The 15,893-nt window shown below is 45.3% G+C and carries 13 protein-coding genes; 10 read left to right on the top strand and 3 right to left on the bottom strand.

Translation table 11 applies throughout. The annotated features are described in order from the left end of the window. Positions 1–287: 287 nt before the first annotated feature. The 4 genes from Q0J41_RS05245 to Q0J41_RS05230 all read left to right on the top strand — a co-directional run bounded on the left by Q0J41_RS05245 (position 288) and on the right by Q0J41_RS05230 (position 5,723). Positions 288–668: a hypothetical protein gene (locus Q0J41_RS05245; protein WP_296227060.1), complete on the top strand. Its 381-nt coding sequence runs from the start codon at positions 288–290 to the stop codon at positions 666–668. Next, positions 661–4,020 (top strand): non-ribosomal peptide synthetase, encoded by a 3,360-nt coding sequence (locus tag Q0J41_RS05240; RefSeq protein ID WP_296227058.1) that lies wholly within the window; start codon positions 661–663, stop codon positions 4,018–4,020. The genes Q0J41_RS05245 and Q0J41_RS05240 overlap by 8 nt, the downstream gene beginning before the upstream one ends. Positions 4,021–4,049: 29 nt before the next feature. Beyond that, positions 4,050–5,264 carry an MFS transporter gene (locus Q0J41_RS05235; RefSeq protein WP_296227054.1) on the top strand — a complete coding sequence of 405 codons (1,215 nt, stop codon included), beginning with the start codon at positions 4,050–4,052 and terminating at the stop codon, positions 5,262–5,264. A 132-nt stretch (positions 5,265–5,396) separates the two neighbouring features. Further along, the gene (locus tag Q0J41_RS05230; RefSeq protein ID WP_296227052.1) at positions 5,397–5,723 is read left to right on the top strand and encodes a putative quinol monooxygenase; all 327 of its coding nucleotides are present in this window, start codon (positions 5,397–5,399) and stop codon (positions 5,721–5,723) included. A 41-nt stretch (positions 5,724–5,764) separates the two neighbouring features. Here Q0J41_RS05230 and brnQ read toward each other — a convergent pair whose 3' ends face one another. After that, complete coding sequence (gene brnQ, locus Q0J41_RS05225; RefSeq protein ID WP_296227050.1) at positions 5,765–7,105, bottom strand: branched-chain amino acid transport system II carrier protein; 1,341 nt, start codon at positions 7,103–7,105, stop codon at positions 5,765–5,767. Positions 7,106–7,250: 145 nt separating this feature from the next. On the opposite strand from brnQ, the gene Q0J41_RS05220 reads away from it, so the two are divergent. The 6 genes from Q0J41_RS05220 to glmS all read left to right on the top strand — a co-directional run bounded on the left by Q0J41_RS05220 (position 7,251) and on the right by glmS (position 12,405). After that, positions 7,251–7,922, top strand: a complete 672-nt coding sequence (locus Q0J41_RS05220; RefSeq protein WP_296227048.1) for a DNA alkylation repair protein — start codon at positions 7,251–7,253, stop codon at positions 7,920–7,922. Between the two features lie 25 nt (positions 7,923–7,947). Next, positions 7,948–8,454 carry an NAD(+) diphosphatase gene (locus tag Q0J41_RS05215; protein WP_296227062.1) on the top strand — a complete coding sequence of 169 codons (507 nt, stop codon included), beginning with the start codon at positions 7,948–7,950 and terminating at the stop codon, positions 8,452–8,454. Between the two features lie 307 nt (positions 8,455–8,761). Next, complete coding sequence (locus Q0J41_RS05210; RefSeq protein WP_296227046.1) at positions 8,762–9,328, top strand: DapH/DapD/GlmU-related protein; 567 nt, start codon at positions 8,762–8,764, stop codon at positions 9,326–9,328. Positions 9,329–9,418: 90 nt separating this feature from the next. Further along, the gene (locus Q0J41_RS05205; protein WP_296227045.1) at positions 9,419–9,775 is read left to right on the top strand and encodes a DUF1304 domain-containing protein; all 357 of its coding nucleotides are present in this window, start codon (positions 9,419–9,421) and stop codon (positions 9,773–9,775) included. 125 nt (positions 9,776–9,900) lie between these two features. Then, positions 9,901–10,386, top strand: coding sequence for an Lrp/AsnC family transcriptional regulator (locus Q0J41_RS05200; protein ID WP_296227043.1), 486 nt, complete (start codon positions 9,901–9,903; stop codon positions 10,384–10,386). Positions 10,387–10,593: 207 nt separating this feature from the next. After that, entirely contained in the window at positions 10,594–12,405 is a 1,812-nt protein-coding gene (gene glmS, locus Q0J41_RS05195) for a glutamine--fructose-6-phosphate transaminase (isomerizing) (protein WP_296227041.1), read from the top strand. Between the two features lie 243 nt (positions 12,406–12,648). Here the strand turns inward: glmS and ppc are convergent, their stop codons facing one another. Both ppc and Q0J41_RS05185 read right to left on the bottom strand, forming a co-directional pair. Further along, complete coding sequence (ppc, locus tag Q0J41_RS05190; protein ID WP_296227039.1) at positions 12,649–15,378, bottom strand: phosphoenolpyruvate carboxylase; 2,730 nt, start codon at positions 15,376–15,378, stop codon at positions 12,649–12,651. Between the two features lie 164 nt (positions 15,379–15,542). Continuing rightward, the coding region (locus tag Q0J41_RS05185; protein ID WP_296227037.1) for an IS3 family transposase at positions 15,543–15,893 on the bottom strand (351 nt) is incomplete at its 5' end.

The raw sequence follows: 15,893 nt of genomic DNA, 5'->3' as shown, positions 1-15,893 counted from the left end.
CGTGAAGTCTTTGCTTGGATGATAAACAAAGTAATTGATACATTCGGCAGCCATGTCTGTAACAGAATCAAGCTGTCTTAGGACTTGATGCTTCTTAGTCATGAAAATACGCCACCTTTGATAAAATTTCTAACCAAAGATAGCGTAAAGCGGTTTCAAAAATTAAGCAAAAAAACACTCATCAAACTTAGATGAGTGTCCTAAAGCATTCCCCGTTCAAAGTCAATGTCTTAACTTAATGACATTGATTCATTGGGAGTAAATCTTATGATAGCTTAAAGCTCTGGATGGTTATGAAAACACTAGGTGTGCGCAAAATTGGAGAAATGGTTGAAGCTAGAATAAACAATGCTAACAGCTTCTATGCATTATTGAAGAACGACACAAGTTTTTATGTTGGGAATGACGATATTCTGTTTTCGGTTATTTTTCAGTACGTTCCTGATAAAGATGCTGAAATCGAACAGATTAATGAGGTTAACCGTAGTATATATAGAAAAATGCTTTCAGACGGTGAGTATTATTTCCATGGATTCGACATTATGGTTAACGGTAGTAAAAGGTTTGTTTTACGGTATAACAGTGGAAATATTGATGTAACCGAAAAAGAATTGCGTGCTGCGGTGAACTATATTAAAAAGTTGGGGAAGGAGATAGCTCATGAATAAGTTGGATCTTGTAAGGCAATATTTAGATAGTGAAAAAATTACTGGCACTAAAATTTTCTATGGGAGTTGTATTGAATCACATTCGGACGCAAAAGATGTTGATGTATGCGTAATAACGAATCAAACTGTAGACGAGAATTTTTACCACAGATATAAAAAATTTCTGATAGAAAACAATATTGTAATTGACGAAGAAGTAAGATATGAAGATAAGCTTCTTTTGAGTGAGAGCAAAATAAGCAACGCCATCAAGAATTATGTGAATCAGCCGGAATGTTTTGACTTAGAAGCCGACTATCCTCAAGTTGTAGATAGATTGGTTGTCAATATTTTGACAACCAAAGTGAAAATATTTGATGATAATGGCGTATACGACGAATATAGCAATCAAGCTTGGGAAGAAGTACTGAAGAAGTTTACTAGTTTGGGAGGAAATACTTTTTCTGACTTTACAAAACTATTTCAAATCAACCAGAATTACAAGTCATTTTGGGGATATTCACCGAAAGTCGTTGATGACTTGTTCAATAGATTTTATCGCTACCATTCAAGCAATAGGGCAATTCGACTGTTAAAAGAGAATGTGATTAAGCATCCGCAAAGAATTGCCGTATTTTCAGAAAATAGGAATCTTACTTACGAAGAATTAGACAAATTATCGGATAATATTGCCAACAAGTTGCTCGAATTTAATTCAGACTATGTTGTTGTGAATTATCCGCACACATATGAACTGTTGCCAATAGTTTACGGAATTTTAAAAGCCGGTAAAATTTATATCCCTGTTGACAACACCAGCCCACTTACTGAAATTGAGCCTATTCGTAAAAAATTTAAAGACAGTATCTACATTAGTGAAAATGCTTCTGACCTCGCAGTTTCAAAAGCACTTGGCATGGAACACAGGCTACTTGATTACTCAGAAAATGAACTGGCTTACATAATCCATACTTCCGGCACAACGGGAGTTCCTAAAGGGGTATGTGTGACCAAAAATAACTTGAATTACATATTGGAAGCATGCCAGTATATTGCGCCAGTAAGTAGTAGAGATTGCTACCTATTTTCGACAAGAGATACCTTCGACGTTTCAATAACTGAAATTTTTGGCTTTTTATATAACGGCGGAAGCGTATGCGTCTATTCCGCTAAAAACAAGGACTTTTATAAAGAATTTCCTGATTTGATTGAGAAATTCGGCATTACCCATGTTGCGTTGTCTCCTTCTGTATTGGGACTTTTGCTAAAGCTGGCTGATCAAGAAGATCTTCGAAAAATTGATAAGTTGAAGTACTTATTAGTGGCCGGTGAAGAGTTTAAATATGAACTCCTAAAGCTGGTTTTAAAAGATTTGAAAAAAGTCAACGTCTATAACGTATATGGCCCAACAGAAACAACCGTTTACGCCACGTACTTCAATGTAAGGAATACCCCTAAAAAACTACAAAAAGTTCCAATTGGAGAAAATCTGCCTGGGGTTAAAACTATGCTGGTTAAAGATGAATTGCTGATAGGCGGGAAAGGGGTATCTGCAGGTTACTTCAACAATGCTGAACAAAATGATCAGAAATTTGAAAAAATTGACGGAGAAGTATTCTACCATACGGGTGACATTGTCGAAAAACAAGATTCTTTGCTCGTGTACCGCGACAGAAAAGACAGTCAGGTTCAAATTCATGGCATTCGAGTAGAATTAGGAGATATCAGAGCAAATATATCTAACATTATTGATGATCCGACACGGGACATTGAAGTAGTTTTTTATAGTGATTCCCTGATTCTCTTTTATACGGGCACAAAAATTAGTGATTTGAGAACAATGCTGGAAAAGCATATGGTATCTTACAAGATTCCTTCTAAATATATCAATGTCAAGGGATTTCCATTAACTTCAAGTGGGAAGGTAGACCGGAAAAAGCTTTTAAGCGGGATGAAGGAGTTATCTATCAGCAGCAACGATTCCAAGAAAAGTGGCATAGGCATATATAATACCGTAAAACATATAGCAGAGTCAGTAATGAATCAAACAGTAGGTTCAGAAGAAAATCTTTTAGACATCGGTTTAGACTCTCTGCGCTCAGTTGAATTGGTATTGGAATTAGAAAAAAGGCTGAACATCGATTTAAGTGCTTTTAATATCTACATGTCCCCAACGGTTGACAAGATAGCTTCATTTATAGAAAACATGACGACATCACCTGCTTCTAAAGCAGACAAGGAACTGTTTAGAGAAAATGAAATAAAGAATATTCCTATAACTAGGAAGGTGGAGTATACGTATCCTGCTTTTTTCTATGCTAGAATATACAATTCCTTGGGCTTTAATAGTCAGTTAACGGGAAAGATTTATCTTGGAAAAGATTCAATCAGCTATGAGGAAATCTATCATAAACTTTCTAAGGTAGAAGTATTTAAATCAGTTTTGTCAGAAGATCTGAATACTTTTAAGGTTTTGGACACGCCTGTAAATATTTCCAAATATGAAGTTGCTGATGCCAGAATAGATATTTCAAAAACTTTGAGTGACTTGGTCAAAACAAGTATTGAGAATGGCGGATTATTGTATAAATTTGTTCTGCTTGAAGATGAAAATGAGTCTGTTCTCCATTACTCCATTGACCATAGCATTTGTGATTCATCATCATTGGATGCATTGGAACGATACATTCTTGGCATATATGACTCAAACCAAACTTACTCGTCGTATATTGAAGAGGTCTATTCCAGAAACCATCTGGAAGAAATTTTAAAAGAGATGGCTAAGTTTGAGCAACAGGATGACCGTAAGGTAGAGGAAACTTTTAAGCGGCTTGAAGATGGGGTTAATCTTGTCAGCCTCACATATTTGAACAATGATACTAAAAATGTATATGCTGAAATTTTGCTGTACTTAAGAGACAAACTCTTGAACAAATTTGCTTTGAATAATGTCAAAGTTAATCTGATCTACAATATTCGGAAGTTTCAAGAAAAACTGGACTTCACCACAACGATTGGCGACTTGCACCTGGGGTTAACGTATAGCTTAACTACTAATGATGATATCGATGAGCAGTTGACCGAAACAATAGCTTTTTATCAAAAAAACATGTTTAACCCTAAAGCTGTAGGCTACAAGCATTTTCCAAATCTAAATTCAGATGAGGAAAGAATTGTGAGATGTTTTGATGATACAGTTTATGTTTCGATAGATTATCTTGGGGTCGTTTCGCGCAAGGAATTTAATACAATCAAGCAGTCAGCAATTGAAACAAATACCGAAATTAAAAAGCTGAACGGAAGCAAATTAAATATAACGGCCTACATTGTTGATAATCGCTTGGAATTGATCATGTCCAAGGCGCTTGATTAGCAGCAAGATACTAAGAAAGGGGCTCTGGCATGAAAGCAGAGAACAAAAATATCAGCCTATTGGTAAGCAGCAGAACGATCTCTAAAATAGGCGATGTTATGTTTGACTTTGCCAACAATACTTTTTTAGCAGGAATTAATCCAAATTCCCTGTTTCTGGTAGGCATTTACCAGTCACTGGAAAGCTTAATCGGCATTTTCCTTAATCTATTTGGTGGTGTGGTTGCAGATAGCTTTAACCGAAAAAGAATTGTCATCGCGACTGACTTTTTAAGTGGTCTGGCTTGTATTTTGCTATCTTTCATTACTAAAGAAAAATGGCTAATCTATGCCATTGTCGTAACCAACATTATTTTAGCCATTATGAGTTCATTTTCTGGGCCAGCTTATAAAGCCGTAACTAAGGAAGTTGTAAGAGAAGAGCAAATCTCTCGTTTAAACTCTTTGTTAGAAACAAGCAGTACGATAGTAAAAGTTACAGTACCAATGATCGCGGTATTTTTGTACAAAATACTTAAAGTGCACGGGGTGCTGCTGCTAGATGGAATAAGCTTTATGCTTGCGGCCTTGTTGGTTCACTTTATTACTCCAGTAAAGGAAAATCCGGCTGTAAATAACAAAGTTACTGTTCGAAGCGTGATGAATGATATGCTGCTAGGCTTTAAATATATTTTTGACCATAAACAGATCGCAATTATCATTCTCTTGTCAGCTCTAGTGAATTTCATGCTTGCGGCTTACAATCTATTACTGCCTTATAGCAACCAAATGTTTAGTGGCATGCCTAAGGGAATGTACGGGATGTTTTTAACGGCAGAAGCTATTGGCGGATTACTTGGAGCAGTTTTGAGTGGCTTTCTCAATAAAAAAATGTCCAGCATGTGGTTAATGTGCTTTTTGGGCGGGTCAGGACTTGAACTCGCCTTGGCGCCAATTTTGTACTTTTATTCATACAACCAGATTATCGTTTCATTATCCCCCGCGCTTTTTAATCTGCTTCTGACAATTTTTAACATCCAATTTTTTTCAATTGTGCAAAGAGAGGTAGACAACCAATTCCTTGGAAGGGTTTTTGGAATTGTCTTTACCGTAGCCGTTCTTTTTATGCCAATCGGCACATGGATTTTTTCAATCATCTTGCAACCGAAAAATTCACTTAATTTCCTGTTTGTTGGACTGATGATTGCTGCTTTATCGGTACTTTTTGCTCTTCTTTTAAAAAAGTATGCGGTAGAAAATAACTAACTATGTAACCCCCGGGATTAGGACCCTAATTTCGGGGGTATTTTCATGCCTAAAAACGCTGGGAAATGTTAAACCTCTTTTATAAGCGAATTCTTTTTATATAGTAGAAAATAGAAACGAAGGAGCAATAAAATGAGTCTGACTGTCAACCTTTACTACCGCGGCCAAAACGGTTCTGCCCGCAAGTTCGCGGCTGAGATGGAAGAAAGCGGGGTGGCCAAGGCCATCCGGGAAGAAGCCGGCAACCTGCGCTATGAATACTTCCAGCCCCTGGATGACCCGGAAACCATCCTTTTGATCGCCAGCTGGGAAGACCAAGAGGCACTGGATGCCCACCACGCTTCAGCAATGATGGGCCAATTGGCCAAGCTTCGTGAGAAGTATGACCTGCACATGAGCGTTGAGCGCTACGTTTCAGCAGATGAAGCAGCTGACGACGAGCAATTTATCAGAAAATAAAACAGAGTTTTCTCTTTAACTTAGGAAACTCTGTTTTCGCGTTAGGCGCGTTTTTTACTGATCGTAGCCTTAATAGCTAAAATGACAAAGGTAACAGCGACTGGAACCAGCCAGCCCAGGCCATCCTGGTAAAGGGGCAGGACGTGGCCGTAAAGGCTAATAACAGCCTTGACCTGCATCCCTGCCGGCAGGGCCTCGAAGAAGTCGCCTAGGGCGCAAAGGAAGGTAACAGCCGTCATAATCTGGTAGTCGACCTGCTTAAAGTCGAAGACCTTGCTGGTCAGTGCCAGCAGGATCAAGGAGATCGCCAATGGGTAAAGCAGCATCAAGACTGGCAGGGAGAAGGAAATGATGGTGGTTAGGCCGATGTTGGCAATCCCAAAGGCCAGGAGGCTGAAGATGATGGCCCACTTGTTGTAAGACAGGGTCTTCGGGAACATTTCCACGAAGGTCTCGCTGCAGGCCGTGATAAGACCGATGGCCGTCTTAAGGCAGGCCACGAAGATCATCAAGGCAAAAATTACTGCCCCCAGACCCGGGAAGTAGTGGCGGGCAATCTGGGACAGGGCTTCCCCGCCGTTAGCAGCTAAGCCCAAGGCAGTCCGGCTCTGGGCTCCGACCAGGGCAGTAATGGCGTAGATCACCGCCATCAAAAGGCAGGTGAGGACCCCGGTCTTCAAAGTCGCGGAAGCAACTTTTTCCGGCTTGGTAACCCCAAAGGTCCGGATGCTGGAAATGACGATAATCCCAAAGGCCAGGCCCGCCAAAGCATCCATAGTGTTGTAGCCGGCCAAGACCCCGCTGATTAGTGGGGTGCTGGCATATTCGCCAACTGGCTTAACTGCCTGGTAGTTGCCCAAGGGATGCAGCAGCGCTGTGATCATGATAAAGAAGAAAAAGAGCAAGAAGGCCGGAGTCAGAAACTTGCCGATCCAGTCCATGATCCGCCCTGGTCTTAAAGAGAAGAAAAGCATGATCGCGAAGAAGATCAGTGAGAAAATAAAGAGGACGGTGCTTTTGGTCATCCCGCTTGGCAAAAGCGCCGAGATCCCGGTTTCAAAAGGAACCGTGAAGCAGCGTGGAATGGCGAAGAAAGGCCCGATCGTCAAGTACAGAAGGCAGGTAAAGAAGTAGCTGTACTTGTGGCTGACCCGGCCACTGAGGTCTAATAGCCCTTCTGACCTGGTCATCCCTAAGGAGGCGATGGCCAAAAGGGGCAGGCCCACCCCGGTGATCAGGAAGCCCAAGAGGGAGATCCAGAGGTTGGCTCCGCTGGCTTCACCCAGGTAGGCAGGGAAAATCAGGTTCCCGGCCCCGAAGAAGAGGCCGAAGAGCATGCTGGAAATCGTCAGCGACTCAGCATGCGTCAACTTTTCTTTCATGTTGATCCTCCATAAAGCAAGTTAAAATAATAATAAATAGAAAGTAACAACTAGGAAATATAAATTAGAAACTATTGTGCTAAAGCACATAATAGCTTGTATTTTACCATACAGACTGACAGAAAGATAAAAACATGGTGGAATAATGACTCCTTTTGAAAAATACCAGGCAGTTAAAAAGGCTTATGCGGCCGCGGCTAACGAAGAAAATGCCCAGGCCATGGGCAAGTACATGCGGAATCTGTTTCCTTTCTGTGGGCTCAAGACGCCAACGCGGCGGGAATTATCCAGGCCTTTTTTAAAGGGCGTGACTAAGGAAGAAATTGCCTGGGACCTGGTTGACCTCTGCTTTGAAGATGACTACCGGGAAATGCAGTACTTTGCCCTGGACTACTTGAAAAGAGTAGAAAAGCAGCTGACTTTTAGCGATTTGCCCAAAATCAAGCAGCTGGCGGAGACCAAGTCCTGGTGGGACAGCGTTGACAGCCTGGTTAAACTGGTGGGGCAGGTTTTTATCAGAGATGAGGAAAACAAGGAAAAGACGGCAGCCCTCATACTGACCTGGGCACGAGATCCTAACTTCTGGGTCCGGCGGACGGCGATAGAATCCCAGCTGGGCTTAAAAGAGGCAACTGATCCGGAGCTTTTGGGCAAAATCATCGACTGCAATCTGGGTAGCCGGGAATTTTTCATCAATAAGGCTATTGGCTGGGCCCTAAGGGACTACTCTAAGACCAAGCCGGCCTGGGTCAGAAGCTATATGGCTTCCCGTGAGCTTAGTCCTTTGAGCCGTCGGGAAGGCAGCAAGTATATCTAGAAGATGAAGATGGGTGAGTGAAAAAATGTTTGAACTGAACTACTGCCCCCAATGCGGGCAAAAATTGACTAAAAAGGAATTACCTCTGGACGGCTTGATCCCATATTGTGAGCAATGCGGCGACTTCCGCTTTCCAGTTTTTTCCGTCGCCGTCAGCATGATCGTCATGAATGAAGGAGGCGACCAGGTCCTCTTGATCAAGCAGTACGGGAAGGACTCCTATATCCTGGTGGCTGGCTACGTTAATAAAGGGGAAAACGCTGAAGATACTTGCCGAAGAGAATTAATGGAGGAGCTCCATTTAACGGCCAAAAGCCTCCACTTCAACCGCAGCCAGTATTTTGCCCCCTCAAATACCTTGATGCTCAACTACACGGTGACCGTTGACCAGGCTGAAAAGGTTAGTCCAAATGAAGAAATCGACGCCTGGAACTGGTTAAGCATAGACGAAGCCCGCCGGCAGATCCGGCCAAATTCCTTAGCCCGGACTTTTTTGTTGGAATACCTCAATAAATGCAAGCTGGATAGATAACTGAAAGATTATTATCTTGGCGATATGCCCTTGACTTAATAAGGATTAACCAATAAAAATGATAAGCATTTTTATTATTTTTGCACTAATAACTTGATTTTGCCAATCGAATACTTTATAGTATTTTTTGCTCTAAAAGGTAGATACTCCCGGCCCAGCCGCCTGCGCCCGCAGCTGGTGGCAGAGATGCCGGGCCAGCGGACCTATGTAATCAATACGAATATGGTTTGATTTTTTTAAGGTCTTTTTCTTTTAAACGCTTTTCGCTTATAATTTAAATAGTTTGAAAAATTCGAGGAAAAAGACGATGAATGAACTAGACAAAATGCGCTCCGGCGACTTCTACCAGCTGACGGCACCGGAGGTGGAGCATTACCAGGAAGCGGGAATCATCTGGAACGACGAGTTTAGGCAGGGCAACAACCTGGACCGGCCAGCCCAGCTCCTGCGCTTGAAGATGCACCTGGGTGCTTTAGGGGACCAGGCCAGCTTTGGGACCAGCTTCAGCTGCCTGAACGGGCCAAATATCTATATTGGCCACCACTTTCTGGCCGCTGGGGGCTTGACCATCGAAGATGCCGGTGAGGTTCATATTGGCGACTACGTGACCATGGGGCCAAATTGCCTGCTGACGACAATCGCCCACCCCCGGTCAACCAGGCAGCGGCGCCAGCGTCTGGCCCAGGCCAAGGGGGTTGAAGTCGGCAATGATGTCTGCCTGGGAGCGGGGGTCACGGTTTTGGCCGGGGTCAAAATCGGCGACAACGTGGTCGTGGAAGCCGGGGCCGTGGTGACCCAGGATCTGCCAGCCAATGGGGTCTTTGCCGGCATACCGGCCAGGAAAATCGCTGATCTGGCCAATGATTGCGGATAAGAGTCAACATATGGTTTGACTTTATCATTCTGTTTTAAGTAAAATATCACTATCAGCTTGTGCTGATGTGACAAGTTGAGGAGTTAATAAATGAAAATAGCTTTGCAAGTTTTAGCCTGCCTGGTGGCAGTTGAGTTCTTCTATATCATGTATTTGGAAACTTTTGCGACGACTTCCAAGAAGACGGCAGAAGTTTTCCAAATGGACCAGGAAGAATTAAGCCGGCCGTCAGTCAATACGCTGTTTAAGAACCAGGGTATCTACAACGGACTGCTGGCTGTTTTGACCTTGATCGCGGCCTTTGCCCTGGGCAAGATCGTCTTGCAGCTGCTCTTGGCCTACATGATCCTGGTAGCGGCCTACGGGGCCGTGACCAGCCAGCCGAAGATCCTCTTGATGCAGGGCGGCTTGCCGATCTTGACCTTGATCGTCAGCGTCTTTGCTTAAGAGCGGGATGCAAGCTATAACTCTTTTTTCAGTAAAAACTTGCGCTGAGTTACCGTAGGAATATAATATTTTTAATAAAAGAATTAAAATACCCAGCGTAGCTGTTGAATAGGTGGGAGAACGAAATGGTTGAATACAAAATCGACAAGACCGACCGACGCATTTTACAAATGTTGGAAAAGAATGCTCGCATTTCCGTCAAGGACATCGCGGAAGCCAATTTCATGTCTTCTCCGGCCGTAGCCAACCGCATCAGACGAATGGAAGCCAATGACCTCATCAAGCATTACTATGCCGATATCGACTACTCGGCCATGGGTTACGTGGTCAAGGCCTTCATCAATCTGGAAGTCAAGCCGGAAGACAAGAGTGAATTCTATCCTTTCATCGAGAAGATTCCCAACGTCATCCAGTGCGACTGCGTGACAGGGGACTACTCCATGCTGATTCAGGCTGCCTATCAGCGGCCAGAAGAACTGGACCACTTAGTCAACGAGCTGCAGAAATTCGGCCGGACCAAGACCGAGATTGCCTTTTCCACCCCGATTGAGCACCGGCCAATCCCGGTCAAGAACGAGAGTGATGACGAAGAAGACAAGAAAGAAGACTGATTTTAAGCCGCCGTCTGTCAAGACGGGGCTTTTTTTGACCTTTTTGCAAAGAAATAGTTAAGCTTGCCACTTTACCGCTTACAATTATACCAATTTGCGAGCAAAGACTTGACCCGGTCTGAAAAAACGGCTATGATTCCTATTGCAAGCGCAAAAATACAAATTAGTCCAATAGCTTAAATTGAACTAGACCAAAGGAGAAGACATATGTGCGGAATTGTCGGTGTAGTTGGCAAGCCAGCTAGAGAAGTTGTTTTGAATGGTTTGAAGAACTTGGAATACCGCGGCTACGACTCAGCTGGTATTTACCTCAATGACTTACAAGGTCATGAATACTTGACCAAGGCGGTTGGCCGGATTGCCAACCTGGAAGAGAAGCTGACGCCAGAAGAAGAAGGGACGACCGGGATCGGCCACACCCGCTGGGCAACCCACGGCCATCCAACGGTGGAAAACGCCCACCCACACTACTCAGAAGACGGCCGCTTCTATCTGGTTCACAACGGGGTCATTGAAAACTACCTGGAATTGAAGGAAAAGTACTTGGCAGGCGTTCACTTCAAGTCTGAAACTGACACTGAAGTTGTTGTGCAATTAGTAGCCAAGCTGGCCAAGGAAGAAAACTTGGATGCTTTTTCAGCCTTCAAGAAAGCTTTGAAGCTGGTTAAGGGTTCATACGCCTTCTTGCTGGTAGACAACACCAAGCCAGACCACATTTACCTTGCCAAGAACAAGAGTCCGATGATGCTGGGCCTGGGCGACGGCTTTAACATTATCGCTTCAGACGCGATTTCCGTTTTGGACCAAACCAAGACCTTTATCGCCTTGAACGACGGTGACTGCGCTGACGTAACCAAGGACTCTATCGAAATCCAAGACTACAACGGCAACAAGGTGGAAAGAGAAGCTAAAGTTTTGGACATCGACCCGAACGCTGCTTCCAAGGGCACTTACGAATTCTACATGCTCAAGGAAATCGACGAGCAGCCAGCAGTTATGCGCCGCCTGTCAACTGACTACCTGGATGAAGCAGGCAAGCCAGTTGTTGACGAAAAGATCGTTGACGCTGTCAGCCAGGCTGACCGGATCTACATCTTCGCGGCTGGTACTTCCTACCACGCTGGCCTGGTTGGCAAGGAAATTTTTGAGAAGTTCACCGGGATCCCAACTGAAGTTGGCTATGCTTCAGAAGCCGGCTACCACTTCCCAATGATGTCCAAGCACCCATTCTTCATCTTCCTGACCCAGTCCGGTGAAACTGCCGACTCCCGCGTGGTCTTGACTGAAGCCAACAAGCGGGGGATCCCAAGCTTGACCATGACCAATGTTGAAGGGTCAACCTTGTCAAGAGAAGCAACTTACACCATGCTTTTGAATGCTGGTCCGGAAATCGCCGTTGCTTCAACCAAGGCTTACACTGCCCAAGTTGCCCTGCAGGCAATTTTGGCCAAGGCCGTTGGTGAAAAGCTGGGCGACCGGGCGGCTAAGGACTGGAACTTGAAGCAAGGCTTGAGCCTGGCTGCTGAAGGCATCCAGGAAATCGTTGATGGTAAGGAAAAGATCGAAGAACTGTCCAAGAAGTACCTGCTACCATCCAGAAACGCCTTCTACATCGGCCGGGGGATCGACCACGCCGTTTCCTTGGAAGCTGCCTTGAAGCTGAAGGAAGTTTCCTACATCCAAACTGAAGGCTTCGCCGCTGCGGAACTCAAGCACGGAACTATTTCCCTGATCGAAGACGGCACGCCAGTTATTGCCTTGATCAACGACCCGGTAACGGCTGACCTGACCCGGGGCAACATTCAAGAAGTAGCTTCCCGTGGGGCCAACGTGATCACCATCGTTGGCAAGCAATTTGCCAAGGAAGGCGACAACGTCGTCTTGCCGGAAATCGACTACTACCTGTCAGCTTTGCTGTCAGTAGTGCCGACTCAGCTCTTGGCTTACTACACTTCCAAGAACAAGGGCTTGGACGTTGACAAGCCACGTAACCTGGCTAAGAGCGTTACGGTTGAATAATTTTTACAGAATATTTAAAACAGGCAGGTGCGGCGGCATCTGCCTGTTTCTGTATCTGAAACTTGCTTTGACTTTTGGCCAAAAATGTATGGTTGAAGAAATCATCGCTTCAATTAAGGCGGCTGATTAAGTAAAACAATTTTGCAATCAAAAACTAAAACAACACAAAGTAAAAGCAAGAAGAAAAAGCATGTTTGAAAAAACATGCTTTTTTGCTTCTTATTAAAATATAAATCCGTGGCATTAGCCCGAATTACGCAGGCCAGAAGCGACCCCGTTGATGGTGATGTGGATGATCGATTCGTAGATGCCGCTGAGCTTTTCTTGCCGTCCCCGCTTAATCATTTCCAGCTGGACGTAGTTCAAGACGTTGAAGTAAGGCAGGCGGTAGTCCAAGCTGCTTTCCAAAGACGGGTTGTCTTCCAAAAGCTTGCTGTGGCCTTCGATCTGCAAGATGACTTCCTTGGTTAGTTCCCATTCCTTCTTGATGATGTCAAAGACTGACCGGGTAGCTTCGTCTTCACAAAGGCCAGCGTACTTTTCCGCGATTTCTATGTTGGACTTAGACAAAACCATGTCGACGTTGGACAGCAGGGAGTGGAAGAATGGCCAGCCCTGGTACATTTCCTGCAGTTCCTTCAAGTTATTCGGATCAGCATCAATGAAGTGCTTGAAGGATGAACCAACCCCGTACCAGCCTGGGAACATGACCCGGCTCTGTGACCAGGAGAAGACCCAAGGAATGGCCCGCAAGCCGGACAGTTCAGTAATCTTCTTTCTGGCTGCCGGCCGGGAGCCGATGTTCAAGCTGGAAACTTCCTTAATTGGCGTAGCCTGGAAGAAGTAGTCATGGAAGTGCGGGTTGTCAAAAACAAGTTCCCGGTAAACCCGGTTGCTGTCTTCGACAATGCCATCCATTGAAGCCGTGAAGTCCTGGATGTGGTCCTGGCTGACGGCTTGCTTGGAGACCATCCGGTCAACCGCGGCGGAAACCAGCATTTCCAAGTTGTAGTAGGCAGCGTCCTTGTTGCCGTACTTGTTCTGGATGATTTCCCCTTGTTCAGTAGTCCGGATCCGGTCCTTGATGGAGCCGAATGGCTGGGAGGTGATGGCTTCATATGATGGGCCGCCGCCCCGGCCAACCGTGCCGCCCCGGCCGTGCATGAAGGTGATCTTGATGCCGCGTTCTTCGCCGATGACCGTCAGTTCCTTTTGGGCCTTGTAGAGGCTCCAGCAGGAGGCCAGGTAGCCGCCGTCCTTGTTGGAGTCGGAGTAGCCCAGCATGATTTCCTGGTAGTTGCCCTTAGAAGCAACCCAGCGCTTGACGATGTCGAAGCTGAGGTAGCGCTTCATGATTTCCCGGGAGTTCTGCAGGTCTTCCACCGTTTCAAACAAAGGCACCACTTGCACCCGGGCCTTTTCGGAATCGAGCAGACCGTATTCCTTCAGCATGATGGCTTGTTCCAGCATGTCAGAGATGCTTTCGGTGTGGGAAATGATGTGCTGCTTGATCACATTCTCGCCCAAGGTGTCCTTAAGCAGGCGGGCAGTGTGGTAGATCTTCAGTTCCTTTTGCAAAAGCTCTGACTTAGGTGAGTTGGATGAGTGCAGGCTCCGCGGGTCGTTGCTCAATTCACTGAGCAGGATCTGGATCTTTTCTTCTTCGTCCAAATCGCTGTAGTTGTCACAGATCCGGGCACTCTTTAAGAGCTCTGCCACGCAGGCTTCGTTGATACTGGAGTCTTGCCGCATGTCGATCGTAGCCAGGTGGAAGCCAAAGACATCAATAGCTTCCAGGAGGTTGTCAAAGTGACCGCCGGTAACTGCCCGGTCATGGTTTTGGATTAATGACCGCTTGATGGCTTCCAGGTCTTCCTTGAACTCGTAAGCATCCTTGTAGACCGGAGCCTTAAGGGCAGCTTCTTTCTTAACGACGGCTTCCTTGGAGAAGACGTCCAAAAGCTCCATTTCCGTGTGGGCCAGGCGGCTTTCCAAGTAGTAGAAGGCCCGGCGGTAAGGTTCATTTTCTCTGAATGGGGAGTTGTCAGCTGACAATTTGGCCAGTTCGGCAACTTCCGGCGTTGGCTGCACGTAAGAAGTTGAAACAGCCACTGTCCGGTAAAGGTCGTTGAGAGACTTGATGTAGTATTCAAAAATGACTTCACTTTGAATTGTCGCGCTCAAGCGGAGGGTTTCCGCCGTAACGTAAGGGTTGCCGTCCCGGTCCCCGCCGATCCACATACCCATGGTGATTGGCGTTGCCCCGTCAACGTTGAGCCCTTTTTCCCGGGCCAGTTCCTTGTAGCGGGCAGTCAGCTTAGTGATGGCTGGAATTAGGGAGTCAGGGTAGTAGACCATGACGTTCTTGATTTCGTTGGAGACCTTCAGCTTCTTTTCCCGGATAATATCCGTCTGCATGATAATTTCAATGTAGCGGCGGAGCTGGTCGGTCCACTCTTTCCGGTTGATAGTGCCGGTCTTGACGTCCCGGTAGCGGCGGAGCTGGTCGTGGATCTTGTTAGTCAATTCCAGAATGGTCTTGCGCTGCACCTGGGTTGGGTGGGCGGTCAGAACTGGCACGACATTGACATGACTCAGAATTTCAGCGGCATTGTCCTTTTCCGCTACCAGGTCAACCGTTGATTCCAGCTTACCCAAATAGTCCTTGTCCGTGTTGTTTAGCAGGTTGACTTCGCTGGCCAGGTCAACGTCTTCAGTAATGTTGATCAACAGCGGCAGGGTCGCGAAGTAGCGGGCAACAATGATCATCTCTTGATTGCTCAAGCAGGCAATCTGGCTTTCCAGCTGGTTGTGATCGCTGCTGGCAGCAATCTTAACCAGGCCCTTGATCTTGGCGAATTCTTCATCGCCAACCAAATGGCGGGTGCTTTCGTCAAGCAAGTCAGTCAAAATCTTGACCTCTTCAGCAATAACCGCGTGGTTACTGTTGTTCTCTAATTTCTTAGCAGTCACGCTTAACTTCCTCTTTCTTTTAAAATAATCTTTGCTTGCTAATGCTTTTTCTCTATCATACGCCTTTTTTGCCTAAAATTAAATTAGCTTGGGCCTGCTTTCAGTATTTTTTGTAAAAAGGCGAACGATCTTGATGTGACCCCCAAAATTGGGACAAATTAGTATTAAGCCGTTAAGGTTGTTAAAACATGATTCCGATATTCAATCGGGGTCATGTTTTTTCGTCCGGTCTTGATTCTTACGTTGTTGTAGTAATCGATGTATTTGTGAATAGCTTGCTCAAGCTCGTTTAAGTCCTTGTATTTATGTTCTTGGCCATAGAACATCTCCCGCTTAATAATGCCGAAGAAGCCTTCCATTAAGCCATCATCAAGAGAATTACCCAACCTGGACATACTCTGATCGATCCCTCTGTTAGCCAGAGCGGCTTGATATACTTGGTTCTGATATTGCCAGCCACGGTCTGAGTGGAAAATAAGCCCGTTAAGAGCCGGGTGCTTCTCAAATGCGCCATC

The sequence above is a fragment of the uncultured Lactobacillus sp. genome (assembly GCF_944327175.1).
In the GTDB taxonomy this organism is placed as follows: Bacteria; Bacillota; Bacilli; order Lactobacillales; family Lactobacillaceae; genus Lactobacillus.
The sequence above is the reverse complement of the archived record's forward strand: the minus strand, read 5'-3'. Positions and strand labels throughout refer to the sequence as shown.